Here is a 14945-nt window from a genome sequence, read left to right as displayed (position 1 = left end):
CGCAAACGCCGCATCCCGTGGGGACGGATGTGTCCCGCCTGGCACGTTCTGTAACAACGGCTTATGGCACAATCCGCCCCTTGTTTTTCCTTTTTTGCCGTCGTATCGAGATGTCTGAAACTTCCGTTATCACGAACGTCGCCGCCGGCGTCGACAATGCCCGTATCGTTGCCCAGCTCGCCACCGAGCTCGGCGCACGCGCCTCCCAGATCGCCTCCGCGGTCGAACTGCTGGACGATGGCGCCACCGTGCCCTTCATCGCGCGCTACCGCAAGGAAGCCACCGGCGGCCTGGACGACACCGTCCTGCGCAACCTGGAAGTGCGCCTGGGCTACCTGCGCGAGCTCGAAGAGCGCCGCGGCGCGATCCTCGAATCGATCTCGCAGCAAGGCAAGCTGACGTCCGAACTGCAGCAGGAAATCGCCAGCGCCGACACCAAGCAGCGCCTGGAAGACTTGTACGCGCCGTACAAGCCCAAGCGCCGCACGCGCGCCCAGATCGCCCGCGAGGCCGGCCTGGAGCCGCTGGCAGACGCCATCCTGGCCGACCCGGCCTGCGATCCGGCCGCGCTGGCCGCGCAATACCTGAATCCCGAAGCCTCGATCAACGACGCCAAGGCGGCGCTGGACGGCGCCCGCGACATCCTGGCCGAGCGCTACGCCGAAAACGCGGACCTGCTGGCCGACATGCGCGAGCATCTCTGGTCCACCGGCTACCTGTATTCCAAGATGGTCGAGGGCAAGGAAACCGAAGGCGCCAACTTCCGCGACTGGTTCGACTTCAACGAGCCGCTGCGCACGCTGCCTTCGCACCGCATCCTGGCGCTGCTGCGCGGCCGCCAGCAAGGCGTGCTGGAAATCCGCCTGGGTCTGGAAACCGAGCTCGAAGCGCAGCTGCCGCACCCCTGCGTGGCGCGCATCGCCGGCTTCCTCAAGCTCGGCAACGGCCTGTTCGCGCTGGACGCCTCGCCGCGCGCGCGCTGGCTGGGCGAAGTGTGCCGCTGGACCTGGCGCGTCAAGCTGGTGACGGCGTTCGAAAGCGAACTGGTCGGCCGCCTGCGCGAGACCGCCGAGGCCGAAGCCATCCGCGTGTTCGCCGCCAACCTGAAGGACCTGCTGCTGGCCGCGCCGGCCGGCCCCAAGGCCGTGCTGGGCCTGGACCCCGGCATCCGCACGGGCTGCAAGGTGGCCGTGATCGACCGCACCGGCAAGGTCGTCGATACCTCCACCGTCTACCCGTTCGAGCCGCGCCGTGACCGCGACGGCACCATCAATACGCTGGCCGCGCTGGTCGCGCGCCACAAGGTCGACCTGATCGCCATCGGCAACGGCACCGCCTCGCGCGAAAGCGAGAAGCTGGTGGGCGACATGCAGGAGCGTTTTCCCGACCTGAAGGTGACGCGCGTGGTCGTATCCGAGGCCGGCGCCTCGGTGTACTCGGCATCGGAAACCGCCGCGCTCGAATTCCCCGACCTCGACGTGACGCTGCGTGGCGCCGTGTCGATCGCGCGCCGCCTGCAGGATCCGCTGGCCGAACTGGTCAAGATCGATCCCAAGGCCATCGGCGTCGGCCAGTACCAGCACGACGTCAACCAGCGCGAGCTGGCGCGTTCGCTGGACGCCGTGGTCGAGGATTGCGTGAACGCCGTGGGGGTCGACGTCAACACCGCCTCCGCCGCGCTGCTGGCGCGCGTGTCGGGCCTGAACTCGCTGCTGGCCAAGAACATCGTGGCCTGGCGCGACGAGAACGGCGCCTTCCCCACCCGCGAACTGCTGCGCAAGGTGCCGCGCTTCGGCGACAAGGCCTTCGAACAGGCCGCCGGCTTCCTGCGCATCCCCAACGGCGACAATCCGCTGGACGCCTCGTCGGTGCACCCGGAAGCCTATCCGGTGGTCGAGCGCATCGTGGCCAAGATCAAGGCCGAGGTGAAGCAGATCATCGGCCAGCGCGACGCGCTCAAGGGGGTGTCGCCGTCTGATTTCACGGACGAGCGTTTCGGCCTGCCGACGGTGCGCGACATCTTCGCCGAACTGGAAAAGCCCGGCCGCGATCCGCGTCCCGAGTTCAAGACCGCGCAGTTCAAGGAAGGCGTCGAGACCCTCAATGACCTGTATCCCGGCATGGTGCTCGAAGGCGTCGTGACCAACGTCGCCAACTTCGGCGCGTTCGTCGACATCGGCGTGCACCAGGACGGCCTGGTCCACATCTCGGCGCTGGCCGAGAAGTTCGTGAAGGATCCGCGCGACGTGGTGCGCGTGGGCCAGACGGTCAGCGTGAAGGTGCTGGAAGTGGACGTGGCGCGCAAGCGCGTGGCCCTGACCATGCGCATGAACGACGCCGCCGTGCCGGCCCGGCGCGGCGCCGACGCCCCCAAGGGCGGCGATCGTGGCGGCCGCCGCCCGCAAGGCGACAGTGGCCGCGGCAACGCCGGCGGCGGCAGCGGCGCGATGAACAGCGCCATGGCCGACGCGTTCGCCAAGCTCAAGCGTTGATCCCCCTCCCCTGGCCGCTCCCGCGGGAGCCGGCCAGGCGGCATCCGGAAGTCCCCCAACCGGCGCTCAGGCGCCGGTTGTCATTCAACTAAGGACTTTCCCTCAAAGCTTCCCCTTCCTTGCGTTGCCTCAAGCCGGGCGCAACAAAAATAAGGGAAAATATCGAATTGTGTCCAAATAATAATAAGCCGGCGGATCGGGCTCACCCGGCGGAAGCAAACCCATGATCAGGCGAGCTGCGGCGCAAGCGTCTATCGGGTCGAAGCACAAGAAAAACAGCGCCATACCTGAGAGACCGGAGATCCGTCCCGCCATGCGCAACACGATTACGCTTGCCGCCAACGAAACGGCAATCATCACCGAGAAAGAAGCCAGCCTGAGCGGCGCCTACAACGAAGTCACCCTTGGCCAATATGCCCACCTGACCGTGGACGGCGCCGAAGTCACCTTCAAGCACATCACCCTGGAACGCCTGGGCAGCCGCGTCATCGAGCTGTGCAATGGCGCGCAGCTGCACGTCGGCGCGCTGGGTTTCGCCAGCATGGGTGCCAGCATCATCTACCGCATCGGCGCCGGCTGTGCGCTGACCTTCGACGCCAGCCAATGGGATCCGGAAGTCGTGGCCAACACCACGTTCGATTTCGTCAGCCAGGGCAGCGGCACGCTCAAGTACTTCCCGTTCATCAACCCGGAATGGCTCGACTGTCCCACCGTGACGGGTTATTCGGAAGGCGACATGCTGGAAATCGCCGGCCAGGGCAGCGCGCAACGATTCCAGGTGCGCGACGGCCGCATCGTTTCCGCCAACGGCCGCTAGGCACGGCGCCCGGCGCGCGGCACGGCGGCCTTTCCTTGCGGATACAAACGACAAGGGCGGCGCGATGGCGCCGCCCTTGTCCTGCGCCCGCGCGGCGTTATTCCTGCGCCATCGAGCGCAGCGCGTCGCGCGCCTTCGCCAGTTGCGCCTGGACGTCGCCCTGGGCGCCGGCGGGCGCCGTCGCCACGGTGGCGCCGTCCAGCACCGCCGCCAGGCCCTCGGCCGTGGCTTGCAGCAGGGTCTCGGGCGATTCCGCCTGCAGGCGGCGCATCAGCGCGCCGGCTTCCTTGGGATCGGCAAAGCGCTGCGACAGCAGCAGTTCCTCGCCATCGGCGGCCAGGAAACGGAAGCGGAAGCCGCCATCCTCGTCGCGGAAGCTGACGAAACGCGCGCCCTTGCCCTTTTCCTTCTTGGCCGGCGCGTCCTTGCCCGGCGCCTGCGCGTTCAGGTTGCGCAGGCCGACGGCCTCGCGCAGCTCGCGCATCATCGGCACCGCCAGCTTGCGCGCCTTGACGGCGCCGGCCTGCAGCACGTCCTCGATGCGGCCGGGGTTGGCCATCAGGTCGAAGTAGCGCTCGCGCATCGGCGCCAGCAGGTTCTCCAGGTGATCGTAGAGCGCCTGCTTGGCTTCGCCCCAGCCCAGGCCCTCCTCGAGCTGCTTGCGGAAGGCCACGGCCTGTTCGTGCGTGGCGAAGGCACGGTAGATGGTGTACAGGTGCGAGCCTTCGGCGTCCTTGGGTTCGCCCGGTTCGCGCGAGTCGGTGACGATGCGCATGATCGAGGCGCGCAGCGCCTTGGCGCCGCCCTCGAACAGCGGGATGGTGTTGTTGTAGCTCTTGGACATCTTGCGGCCGTCCAGGCCCGGCAAGGTGGCCACGTCTTCTTCGATGGCGACCTCGGGCAGCGTGAAGTATTCACGGCCGTACAGGTGGTTGAAGCGCTGGGCGATGTCGCGCGCCATTTCCAGGTGCTGGATCTGGTCGCGGCCCACCGGCACCTTGTTGGCGTTGAACATGACGATGTCCGCGGCCATCAGCACCGGATACGAGAACAGGCCCATGGTCACGCCATCATCGGGATCCACGCCCTTGGCCACGTTCTGGTCGACCGAGGCCTTGTACGCGTGCGCGCGGTTCATCAGGCCCTTGGCCGTGACGCAGGTCAGCAGCCAGCTCAGTTCCGGGATCTCGGGGATGTCCGATTGACGGTAGAAGGTCACGCGCTCGGGATCGAGCCCGACCGCCAGCCAGGTGGCGGCGATTTCAAGCCGCGAGCGGGCCACGCGGGCCGGATCGTCGCACTTGATCAGCGCGTGGTAGTCGGCCAGGAAGAAAAACGCGTCGACGCCCGGTTGCGTGCTCGCCTGGACCGCCGGGCGGATCGCGCCAGCGTAGTTGCCGAGGTGGGGGGTTCCGGAGGTGGTGATGCCAGTGAGGACGCGGGTGTTCATGGACGATGCGGGCGTTTGCTTGGTGAAACACCCAGTGTAACGTGCCGCGCGCGGCGCCTGGATGGCATGGGATCGCCCGGGCGCGGCGGCGGCCCTTCCCGGCCGGGTTCGACGCCCACGGGGCGTCAGGGCAACGCCGCGGCTACAGGACGGCCAGCAGCGGCGCGGCCAGCGCGCACAGCCCGCCGGCGGTCAGCGCCGCGCGCGGGCGGAAGGTCAGGAACCAGATCAGCAGCAGGCCGGCGATGCTGAGGATGCCGATCCATTCAACGGTGCCGTAGCTCCAGCCCCAGACCGCGGCCGAGGCGCACAGCGACAATGCCAGCGCCAGCCAGCCGAAGGTGCGCAGCGGCACGCGGTGGCGGCGCGGCAAGGCGCGGTCGAACAGATCCTCGTAGTGACGATCCATGCCTAGGCACAGGGCGGAGAATCCCGCGTAGGCAAGGCAGAAGGCGGCGAGCGTCATGGCGTATCACCTCGGTTCATAGGCGGCTTCGGAAGGGGAATGCGAGGGCGTCAGTTCGGACGTGGCGGCGGGGCGGGTGCGAGCCTGGACGGGCGCGGCAGGCGCGGCGGCCGTGGCGGGCCTGGACGTCGCGGCAGGCGCGGCGGCCCGGGCAGGCGCCTTGGCCGCGCCCTTGGCCGGCGCCTTGCGCGCGCGGGCGGCCTTGCGCGCCATCCAGCCCAGCAGCAGCGCGCCGGCCAGGCAGGTCAGGTCGAATCCCGCCATGACCCAGTCGCCCGCCGGCAACGACACGCCGAGGTGGCGCGAGGTGGTCAGGGCATTGACCACCGGCACCAGCGCCAGCGAAGCGGCGGCCAGCGTCAGCAGGTCCACCCACTTGCGCTTCTGGAACAGGAACGCATACACCAGCGACAGGCCCCAGGCGGCGAAGAACGCGCGCACTTCCCACAACTGGCGGCCCGGCAGGTCGGCCGGCACCAGGCGGTTGGTCCAGAAGAACGCGGCGACCGCGATGAACAGGCCGGCGATGGTGCCGGCGTTCAGGCCGTCCACCAGGCGCAACGAGAAGGCCTCGCGGGCGCCGGGGCGCGCTTTCTGGCGGCGCTTGGCGATCCACAGCACCAGGCCGGAACCGACCATGCCGGTGCCCGCCAGGCTGACCAGGAAATAGAACCAGCGCAGCAGCGGCTCGGCGAACAGGCCCAGGTGCAGGCCGACCACCACGCCGGCGGTGCGCACGGTCGGGCTCAGTTCGTCCTGCCCTTCCTGGAACGCGCCGGTGACGCCATCGAAGCGCGCATAGGGCGCGAGCCGGCCATAGGACACGCCATCGGCCGCATCGCGCGTCACGGTGACGGTGGCGCCGGCATCGCCGGGGTTGTTGACCGTGACGCGGCCCACGCGGCCATGCCAGCGCTGCTGCACCTGGTCCACCAGCGGCGCCAGGGCAACGAGAGGCGCGGGTTCGTTGCGCGGCGGCGTGACCTTGAACGCCGCGAACACGTCATCCGAATACTGGCGCGGGTTTTCATAGACCGCCATGATGCCGGCCGGCATCAGCATGGCCATGAACAGCACCAGGCCGCTGAAGGTGATCATCAGATGGAACGGCAAGCCCAGCACCGACAGCGCGTTGTGGCCGTCCATCCAGGCCCGCTGCCCGCCCTTCTTCGGACGGAAGGTGAAGAAGTCGGCGAAGATCTTCTTGTGCGTGATGATGCCGCTGATGATGGCCACCAGCATGAACATGCCGGCGATGCTGGCGAGCCAGCGCCCCCACGGGAACGCGGTCTCGAGTTCGAAATGGAAGCGATAGAAGAAGTCGCCGCCGCGCGTCTCGCGCCCTTGGACGGCCTGGCCGGTCCGCGGATCGAGCTTGGCGCGCACGAAGCCGCGCTCGCCCGGCTTGGGCTTGGGCACCTGGTACAGCAGCGATATTTCCGGTTCGCGGTTGGAAGGCGGCGTGATGAACCAGCGCTTGGCGTCGGGCGCGTGCTCGGTCAGGTAGCGCTGCGCCATGGCCACGGACTCGAGCGTGGGCGCGGCCTGCACCTGGATCTCGGGCTGCATCCAGCGAGTGATCTCGGGGCGGAAGAACGACAGCGTGCCGGTCAGGAACATCGCGAACAGCACCCAGCCGAAGATCAACCCCGACCAGGTGTGCAGCCACGACATGGATTGGCGCAGGCCCTCTTCGCCTTGCGCTTTTCCGTTAGCGGGTTTCATGCGCCCCCCACCATGCGGCCGATCAGGAACAGGCCGCCGAACAGCGCCGCCGGCAGCAGGATGCCAGCCCAGGCGCGCCAGGCGTTGCGGGTGGCGAACACCCAGATGACGCCACAGGTGTAGACCACGAAGGCCGACATCTGCGCCGTGACCACGGCGTCGGCGCGCTGCATGGGCAGCCAGACGGCCAGGCAGGCCGCGGCCGCCGAGGCCAGGCCGTAGCCGCCGAGGATGGCGGCCAGGGCCCGCGAGGCCACGGCAAGACGGTAGCGCATCATGCCTGCGCCGGCTGCGGGAGCTTTCACTTGGTCACGTTGAAGGTCAGGGTGGAAACGTAGCGGATCTTGGCGTAGGCCTTGCCGTCGGCCTCGCCGGCCTTGTCCTCGACGTGGGCGGCTTCCAGCACGTACTGGCCCGGCCACGGCGTGGTGATCTCAATGCGGCCGTTCTCGTCGCTGTGGAAACGCTTTTCCCACTTCGGCGGGCCGAACACGGTGACTTCGGTCTTGGCGAGCGGCTTGCCCTTGAACTGCAGCACGAAGGTATTGCTGCCCGCGGCGGCCGGCACCAGTTCCAGGTCGAGCTTGCCCTGGGTGTCTTCGCGGCCGGCCTTGGCGCCGTACTGCATCAGCGTGTCCTTGAACTGGATCGGCTGCGACAGGCGCACGTCGCCCTTGCCGGCGGCGGCGAACTCGACGAAATCCGCGCCCTCGGCCGACGCCTTGAGCGCCTTGCCGTCGGCGCCGGTCACCACCGGCGCCACCAGGACCTTGCCCAGGAGGCCGTCGCGCTTTTCACGCAGGTTGTCCGCCCATTCGCCGAAGTACGCCTTTGCCGGGCCCTGGTCGGCCCGCTCGAGCCAGACGAAGTGCGCCTGCGCCGCGCCGGCGCTGCCCAGCAGCGCAATGGCTGCCAAAGTCCTTGCGAATTTCATTGTCGATCTTCCTGTTATGAATGCCGGTCCGGAACCGCCCCCGCGGCGGCCGCCTTATCGGCAAGGGTCTGAATTATAACCATTCTCACTACGATGTGAGGATCTGCGCGCGCGCCCGTCCACGGCCGGGCCGTGGACGGGCCATCTGGCCTACCAGCGATAACGCAGGCTGGCCTTGATCGAGCGCTGGTAGCCGTACCAGCACCAGGAATCGCCCGAGCACGAGGCGATGTATTCCTTGTCGAACAGATTCTGCACGTTCAGCGCCACCTGCATGCCCTTGAGCGATGGCGACACGCGGCCCAGGTCGTAGTCCAGCATCAGGTCGAACAGCGTGACCGACGGCACCTTCATGGTGTTGGCCTCGTCGCCATACGACGATCCGATGTAGCGCACGCCGCCGCCCACGCCCAGGCCGGCCAGCGGACCGCCCTGCAACTGGTAGCGGGCCCAGGCCGAGGCCTGCTGCGACGGCACGCCCACCGGCGCCTTGCCCTTGAGATTCAGACCGGTCGTACCGGGATTGGCCTTGGAATAGGCGTTGTCCAGCAACGAATAGCCCGCCATCAGCGTCAGGCCGCGCAGCGGCTCGGTCTTGGCTTCCAGCTCGATGCCCTGCGTGCGCAGTTCTCCCGACTGGATCTGGCAGCGCGCGTTCGACGTGCCGCACAGGTGCGCCGGGTCCGGATCGGTGGTCAGCATGTTCTCGCGGCGGATGTCGAACGCGGCCACCGACAGCAGCGTCGCGCTGCCCGGCGGCTGGTACTTGATGCCGACCTCGTACTGGTTGCCCTCGATCGGCTTGAACGGCGCGTTGTTCCAGCCGGTGCCCGATTGCGGCTCGAACGATTCGGAATAGCTGAAGTACGGCGCCACGCCGTTGTCGAAGTTATAGATCACGCCGAAACGGCCGGTGAAGGCCTCGGCCCGCAGCGACGAGGGCGTGGTGCGGCCGGTGGCGATGGCGGTGCTTTCACCGACGTTGCGCGACCAGTCGTAGCGTCCGCCCAGCAGCACCGAGAGGCGATCGATCTTGATCTGGTCCTGGAAGTACAGGCCGGTCTGGTACTGCGTGGTGGTGGCGTCGGTCGAGAACGGCGGCACCGGGATGTTCTGGTGGTTGTCCGGGTTCATCACGTTCAGCGCGGGCGCGCTGCCGAAGCCCGACAGCGTGTCGGTCTTGACGTGCTGGTAGTCGAAGCCCAGCAGCACCGTGTGGCCGAAGGCGCCGGTGTTGAAACGCGCCTGCAGGTTGTTGTCGATGGTCAGCGCGCCGACCTCGACGTCGGTCGCGATCGCGGCGCGCTGCTGATACAGGTAGCGGCTGTCGGTGTAGCCGTAGAAGCGGCTGGACGCGCCGTAGATGCTGCGGTACTTGGCGTCGGAATGGGTCCAGCGCAGGCTCTGCGTCGCCTTCAGGCTGTCGCTGAAGCGGTGGTCCAGCACATAGCCGAGCGAATAGCTCTTGCGGTCGCTTTTCTCGAAGTTGGCGTCGCCGTCGTAGTAGCTCGGAGACAGGCGGATGCCGTCCGGCGCCGACAGCAGCGAGCGCATCGGCGGCACGGCGCCGTAGGAACCCATGTCGGGATCGCGCTGGAAATTCGTCAGCACGGTCAGCGAGGTGTCGCCGCTGGGCTTCCAGGTGAAGGCCGGCGAGACGAAATAGCGGCGCTCCTTGGTGTGGTCGATCTGGCCGTCGGACATGTAGCCCGATCCCACCAGGCGGTACAGGTACTTGCCGTCCGTATCGAGCGGGCCGCCGAAATCGAAATTGGCGCGCCGGTAGTCGTAGTTGCCGACCTGCAGCTCGACTTCATGCAGCGCTTCTTCCAGCGGCCGCTTGCTGACCTGGTTGACCACCCCGCCGGGGCCGCCCTGCCCATACATCACCGAGGCCGGCCCTTTCAGCACGTCCACGCGCTCCAGGCGGTAGGCATCCACCTGCGGCAGGGCATCGCGCCCGCCAAACACGCGCAAGCCGTCCAGGTAGGTCGACGCGGAGAAACCGCGCACGCTGAACTGGTCCAGCCGCGTGGCGGTGGCGCCGCGCGTTTCGGTCGCCACGCCGGGCGTATAGCGCAGCACCTGGTTCAGCGTCTGCGCGCCCTGCTCCGCGATCTGCTCGCGCGTGACCACGGACACCGATTGCGGCGTCTCGATCAGCGGGGTGTCGGTCTTGGTGGCGCTGACGCTGGCGCCGGCCACATAGCCCACGGTCGGCGCCAGCGCGCTGAGGGAATTGCCCGACACCGTGACTGGCGCCAGCGTATGCGTATCACCCGCCTGCGCGGCCGGGGCCACCACCAGCGTCCAGGTGTTGCCGGACTGGGCGCGCGCCTGCAGGCCGCTGCCCGCCAGGATGCGGGCAAAGCCCGCGCCCACCGAATAGGCGCCGTCCAGGCCGTCGGAGCGCAGGCCGCGCACCTGGGCCGGGTCGAACGACAGCACCACGCCCGCACTGCGCGCGAACTGGGTCAACGCATCGCCGAGCGGACCGGCGGCGATCTGGTAGGTGCGCGGGGCCTGGGCCGCGGCGGGCGAGGCTTGCGCCCAGGCGGCAGGCGCGGCGGCCAGCCAGGCGCCGGCGCAGGTCGCGGCAAGCACGGCCAGGCGGCCGGCGGTCAAGGTCGCGCGCGGGCGCGGGCAGGATGAAGCGGACACGAAAAACTCCCTGTACGTAGGTCTCTATCTCTGCCTTTCCGTACCGGGAACAAAAACCTGCAATGCGTCGAGCGAGAAAATTGTAACGATCAGGCCGCGCGTGGACCGACCTGCAGCCAATACTGCGTATGCCGCGTCACCACGATGGGCAGCGCCGGCTCCAGCGCCCTGAGCGCGCGTTCGGCGTCGTCCAGCGGAAAGACGCCCGACAGCCGCAGCCCGGCCACCGCCGGGTCCACCCGGATCACGCCGATCCGCTGGCGCGCCAGGTATTGGGCGAAGTAATCCAGGCGCCAGTCCTTGGCCACCACCAGGCCGTCGACCCAGGCCAGGCGGTCCGGATCCGCGGCATGCCGCTCGACGGCGCCCTGCGCGCCATAGGTCAGGCGCTCGCCCGCCTCGGCCTGGGCCTGCCGCCCGTCGCGCAGCAGCGCGACGCTGCCCTGGTAGACCCCCAGCCGCGCGCCGTCATCCGTGCGCCGCACGTCAAAGCGCGCGTTCTCGGCCAACAGCACGCCGTAGCCCGTATCCACCCGCAGCGCGGTCGCGCCCGGCCGCGCTTGCGCGTTGACCAGGATCTCGCCGCGCAGCAGATCGACGCCGCGCGCGCCGCCGTCGAGCCGCAAGCGCAGCGCGCTATCGCTGTTCAAGGTGATGAGCAGGCCATCGGCCACGGCGACCGTGCGCCGTTCGCCGACGCCGGTGCTCAGGTCCGCCGCCAGGCGTTGCCACGGCGTGTGCCGGTATCCGGCCCATCCCGCAACGCCGACGCCCGCAAGCGTCAGCATGGCGCGCAAGGCCCGGCGGCGGCCGGCCGGCCCCGGCGCGTCCAGCGCCGCATGCGCCAATGCCGCGGGAACGCGGCGCGCATCGCGGCCGATCATTTCCAGCCGCTCCCAGGCCTGCCGGTGCAGGGGATCCCGCGCCAGCCAGGCATCACAGGCGTCGCGGTCGTGCGCATCGGCCTGGCCGGATTGCAGACGGGCCCACCAGGCGATGGCCTCGCGCACCACGGATTCCGACGGCCTGCCGAGGGCGCTAGTCATAGAGCGCCGCATAGCAGGCGGACATGGCGCGCACCATGTACTGCTGCACCGAACTGAGCGACACGCCGAGCCGCTGCGCGATTTCGGGATAGGTCAGGCCGTCCAGCTGCGACAACAGGAACGCCGAGCGCGCCTTGGGCGGCAGGCTGTCGAGCAGCCGGTCGAGCTGCATCAGGGCCTGCATCTGCTCGGCCTGCGTTTCGGGCGACGGCGCATAGGCCTCGGGCATCGCGGCCAGATAGGCCAGGTAAGCGTGTTCCAACGCCGCGTGGCGCTGATGATCGACCACCAGGCCCTTGGCGATGGTGGTCAGCAGGGCGCGGGCATCGCCGGCGCGCACCGCCTTGCGGCCCTGGATGACGCGCACGAACACGTCCTGCGCCAGGTCCTCGGCGCGGTGCGCGCAGCCGAGCTTGCGGCGCAGCCAGCCGAACAGCCATGGCCGATGCTCGCGGTACAGGCCATCGACGGGCGTGACGGACGCATCGGCGCACGAGGCCGAAGACGGAATGAAGGGGGAAGGCACTTGAAGACTGCGGTACGGGACCTGAAGTCTTCGGATCTTAATTGATAATGACTTGCATTACTAATGCTAACCACGCAAACCGCCCCGCGCGCGTCCACGGGGCGGGCGCTTGCGGCATAACTACAACGTTACGGTCAGGCGGCGCTCGGATTCCAGGTATTCGCGCGACTGCATTTCGAGAATGCGCGAGACCGTGCGGTGGAATTCATTGGCCAGCACGCCCTCGGTATAGATTTCCTCGGGTTCGCACTCGGCCGACATGATCAGCTTGACGCGGTGGTCGTAGAACACGTCGATCAGCCAGGTGAAGCGGCGCGCCTCGGAGGCCTGCCGCGGTCCCATGCGCGGCACGCCGGACAGGATCACGGCGTGGAAGCGGTTGGCCAGTTCCAGGTAATCGTTCTGCGAACGCGGGCCGCCGCACAGCGTGGCGAAGTCGAACCACACCACCGAACCGGCCAGCGCCAGCGCGCGGATCTCGCGATGCTCGATGTGCAGCACCGGCTCCTGCGGCGGCGTGTCGGCCAGGCTGTCGAACGCCTGCTGCAGCGCCTGCTGCGCATGCTCATCGAGCGGCGAGTGATAGCACTGCACCTGCTCGAGCGAACGGCGGCGGTAGTCGACGCCGGCATCCACGTTCATCACGTCCATGCGCGCCTGGATCAGCTCGATCGCCGGCAGCACGCGGTCGCGGTGCAGGCCGTCGGGATACAGCGTCGACGGCTCGTAGTTGGAGGTCATCACGAACGAGGTGCCGTACTCGAACAGCTTGAACAGCAGACGGTGCAGGATCATCGCGTCCGCCACGTCCGACACATGGAACTCGTCGAAACAGATCAGGCGATAACGCTTGGCGACGCGCTTGGCGACCTCGTCCAGCGGGTCCTGCATGCCCTTCACCTCTTCCAGCTCGCGGTGCACGCCGCGCATGAATTCGTGGAAGTGCAGGCGCGTCTTGCGCACCACCGGCACGGTGGCGTAGAACGCGTCCATCAGGAAGCTCTTGCCGCGCCCCACCCCGCCCCACAGATACACGCCGCGCGGCACGTCGGGACGGTTCAATAGCTTCTTGAGCGCGTTCGAGCGCAGCGCCTTGAACTTGACCCATTCGTCGTAATAGCGCTGCAGCCGGTCGATCGCCTTTTTCTGGGCGGCGTCGGGCTGGTAGCCGCGTTCGGCCAGGGCTTGTTCGTAGTATTCGCGGACGTTCATGGGGAAGGCAGGTCAGGCAAATGAAAAAAAGGGCGGGTCCGAGAACCCGCCCCTTTGGCTAAGCCGCAGCGCGGTGCCGGATCAGAAGTTCAAGGCGCGCTTGTCGACGGCCAGGGCGGCTTCCTTCACGGCTTCCGACAGCGTCGGGTGCGCATGGCAGATGCGGGCGATGTCTTCGGCGGCGCCGCGGAATTCCATGATGGTCACGGCTTCCGAGATCAGTTCCGAGGCCATCGGGCCCACGATGTGCACGCCTAGGACTTCGTCGGTCTTGGCATCGGCGATCACCTTGGCGAAGCCGGTGGTGTCACCCAGCGCGCGGGCGCGGCCGTTGGCCAGGAACGGGAAGCTGCCGGCCTTGTACTCGCGGCCTTCGGCCTTGAGCTGCTGCTCGGTCTTGCCGACCCAGGCGATTTCCGGCGAGGTGTAGATGACCCACGGCACGGTGTCGAAGTTGACGTGGCCGTGCTGGCCGGCGATGCGCTCGGCAACCGCCACGCCCTCTTCCTCGGCCTTGTGCGCCAGCATCGGGCCGCGCACCACGTCGCCCACCGCCCAGACGTTGGGCAGATTGGTCTTGCAATCGCCGTCCACGGCAACGAAGCCGCGCTCGTCGAGCTTCAGGCCCACGGCGTCGGCGTTCAGGCCGCCGGTGTAGGGCACGCGGCCGATCGAGACGATCAGCTTGTCGACCACCAGCTTCTGCTCGGCGCCCTTGGCGTCGACGTAGGGCACGGTCACCGACTTGGCGGTCGCCTTGATCTCGCCGATCTTGACGCCCATCTGGATATTCAGGCCTTGCTTGGTGAAGGCCTTCAGGGCTTCCTTGGCCACTTGCTGGTCGGCGGCGGCCAGGAATTCCGGCATCGCTTCCAGGATGGTGACTTCCGAACCCAGGCGGCGCCACACGCTGCCCATTTCCAGACCGATGACGCCGGCGCCGATCACGCCCAGCGACTTCGGCACGGCGCCGATGTTCAGCGCGCCGTCGTTGGACAGTACGACCTTTTCATCGAACGGCAGGCCGGGCAGCTCGCGCGCCGACGAACCGGTGGCGACCACCACGTGCTTGGCAACCAGGTCTTCCTCGGCGGTGCCGGTGACCTTGATGGCCCAGCCGCCCTCGACCTGGCCGACGAACGCGCCCTTGCCATGGAAGAAGGTGACCTTGTTCTTCTTGAACAGGTACAGGATGCCGTCGTTGTTCTGCTTGACCACCGAGTTCTTGCGGCCGATCAGCGTGTCGAGCTTCAGGCTGACGCCCTTGACTTCGATGCCGTGCTCGGCGAAGTGGTGGTTGGCCTGCTCGTAGTGCTCGGACGATTGCAGCAGCGCCTTGGACGGGATGCAACCAACGTTGGTGCAGGTGCCGCCGGGGGCCGGGCCGCCCTGGCCGTTCTGCCAGGCGTCGATGCAAGCCACCGACATGCCGAGCTGCGCAGCGCGGATGGCGGCGATGTAGCCGCCGGGGCCCGCGCCGATGACGACGACGTCGAATTGTTTGGACATAGTGTTCTCGCGAATGAGGAGGGAGTGAAACTCGCCCCGGCCCGCGCGAGCCGGCCCGAGGGGCCGGCCGGGCGCCGCCGGCCCGAGGGGCCGGCCGGGCGCCGCCG

At 68.2% G+C, this 14945-nt stretch carries 12 protein-coding genes; 2 read left to right on the top strand and 10 right to left on the bottom strand.

Annotated features, from left to right (window positions below):
- Positions 1-110 precede the first annotated feature (110 nt).
- Both tex and AOZ53_RS03615 read left to right on the top strand, forming a co-directional pair.
- Complete coding sequence (gene tex, locus AOZ53_RS03620) at positions 111-2492, top strand: RNA-binding transcriptional accessory protein Tex (protein WP_054429514.1); 2382 nt, start codon at positions 111-113, stop codon at positions 2490-2492.
- 313 nt (positions 2493-2805) lie between these two features.
- Positions 2806-3309 carry a hypothetical protein gene (locus AOZ53_RS03615; protein ID WP_054429515.1) on the top strand — a complete coding sequence of 168 codons (504 nt, stop codon included), beginning with the start codon at positions 2806-2808 and terminating at the stop codon, positions 3307-3309.
- A gap of 97 nt (positions 3310-3406) precedes the next feature.
- Here the strand turns inward: AOZ53_RS03615 and AOZ53_RS03610 are convergent, their stop codons facing one another.
- The 10 genes from AOZ53_RS03610 to lpdA all read right to left on the bottom strand — a co-directional run bounded on the left by AOZ53_RS03610 (position 3407) and on the right by lpdA (position 14838).
- Positions 3407-4759: a tryptophan--tRNA ligase gene (locus AOZ53_RS03610; RefSeq protein ID WP_054486875.1), complete on the bottom strand. Its 1353-nt coding sequence runs from the start codon at positions 4757-4759 to the stop codon at positions 3407-3409.
- A gap of 142 nt (positions 4760-4901) precedes the next feature.
- Entirely contained in the window at positions 4902-5225 is a 324-nt protein-coding gene (locus AOZ53_RS03605) for a DUF3325 domain-containing protein (RefSeq protein WP_054429517.1), read from the bottom strand.
- Between the two features lie 6 nt (positions 5226-5231).
- Positions 5232-6950 (bottom strand): PepSY-associated TM helix domain-containing protein, encoded by a 1719-nt coding sequence (locus AOZ53_RS03600; protein ID WP_082385490.1) that lies wholly within the window; start codon positions 6948-6950, stop codon positions 5232-5234.
- Positions 6947-7228: a DUF3649 domain-containing protein gene (locus AOZ53_RS03595; RefSeq protein ID WP_006389389.1), complete on the bottom strand. Its 282-nt coding sequence runs from the start codon at positions 7226-7228 to the stop codon at positions 6947-6949. Before AOZ53_RS03595 ends, AOZ53_RS03600 begins: the two co-directional genes overlap by 4 nt.
- A 23-nt stretch (positions 7229-7251) precedes the next feature.
- A complete protein-coding gene (locus tag AOZ53_RS03590; protein WP_054486873.1) occupies positions 7252-7884 on the bottom strand; it encodes a DUF4198 domain-containing protein in 633 nt (210 codons plus the stop codon).
- Positions 7885-8034: 150 nt separating this feature from the next.
- A complete protein-coding gene (locus tag AOZ53_RS03585) occupies positions 8035-10545 on the bottom strand; it encodes a TonB-dependent siderophore receptor (protein WP_054486871.1) in 2511 nt (836 codons plus the stop codon).
- 89 nt (positions 10546-10634) lie between these two features.
- Entirely contained in the window at positions 10635-11591 is a 957-nt protein-coding gene (locus AOZ53_RS03580; protein WP_054486869.1) for a FecR domain-containing protein, read from the bottom strand.
- Entirely contained in the window at positions 11584-12117 is a 534-nt protein-coding gene (locus AOZ53_RS03575; RefSeq protein ID WP_054486866.1) for a sigma-70 family RNA polymerase sigma factor, read from the bottom strand. Before AOZ53_RS03575 ends, AOZ53_RS03580 begins: the two co-directional genes overlap by 8 nt.
- 120 nt (positions 12118-12237) lie before the next feature.
- Positions 12238-13329: a cell division protein ZapE gene (zapE, locus tag AOZ53_RS03570; RefSeq protein ID WP_006393570.1), complete on the bottom strand. Its 1092-nt coding sequence runs from the start codon at positions 13327-13329 to the stop codon at positions 12238-12240.
- Positions 13330-13410: 81 nt separating this feature from the next.
- A complete protein-coding gene (gene lpdA, locus AOZ53_RS03565; RefSeq protein WP_054429522.1) occupies positions 13411-14838 on the bottom strand; it encodes a dihydrolipoyl dehydrogenase in 1428 nt (475 codons plus the stop codon).
- Positions 14839-14945 lie beyond the last annotated feature (107 nt).

The organism is Achromobacter sp. 2789STDY5608621 (assembly GCF_001299375.1).
Lineage (GTDB): Bacteria > Pseudomonadota > Gammaproteobacteria > Burkholderiales > Burkholderiaceae_B > Achromobacter > Achromobacter insuavis.
This window is presented reverse-complemented; position numbering and strand designations above follow the sequence as displayed.

What these genes read in the sequence shown, in the direction of transcription:
- tex (WP_054429514.1), top strand. Translation starts at nt 111, where the DNA reads ATGTCTGAAACTTCCGTTATCACGAACGTCGCCGCCGGCGTCGACAAT.
- AOZ53_RS03615 (WP_054429515.1), top strand. Translation starts at nt 2,806, where the DNA reads ATGCGCAACACGATTACGCTTGCCGCCAACGAAACGGCAATCATCACC.
- AOZ53_RS03610 (WP_054486875.1), bottom strand. Translation starts at nt 4,759, where the DNA reads ATGAACACCCGCGTCCTCACTGGCATCACCACCTCCGGAACCCCCCAC.
- AOZ53_RS03605 (WP_054429517.1), bottom strand. Translation starts at nt 5,225, where the DNA reads ATGACGCTCGCCGCCTTCTGCCTTGCCTACGCGGGATTCTCCGCCCTG.
- AOZ53_RS03600 (WP_082385490.1), bottom strand. Translation starts at nt 6,950, where the DNA reads ATGAAACCCGCTAACGGAAAAGCGCAAGGCGAAGAGGGCCTGCGCCAA.
- AOZ53_RS03595 (WP_006389389.1), bottom strand. Translation starts at nt 7,228, where the DNA reads ATGATGCGCTACCGTCTTGCCGTGGCCTCGCGGGCCCTGGCCGCCATC.
- AOZ53_RS03590 (WP_054486873.1), bottom strand. Translation starts at nt 7,884, where the DNA reads ATGAAATTCGCAAGGACTTTGGCAGCCATTGCGCTGCTGGGCAGCGCC.
- AOZ53_RS03580 (WP_054486869.1), bottom strand. Translation starts at nt 11,591, where the DNA reads ATGACTAGCGCCCTCGGCAGGCCGTCGGAATCCGTGGTGCGCGAGGCC.
- zapE (WP_006393570.1), bottom strand. Translation starts at nt 13,329, where the DNA reads ATGAACGTCCGCGAATACTACGAACAAGCCCTGGCCGAACGCGGCTAC.
- lpdA (WP_054429522.1), bottom strand. Translation starts at nt 14,838, where the DNA reads ATGTCCAAACAATTCGACGTCGTCGTCATCGGCGCGGGCCCCGGCGGC.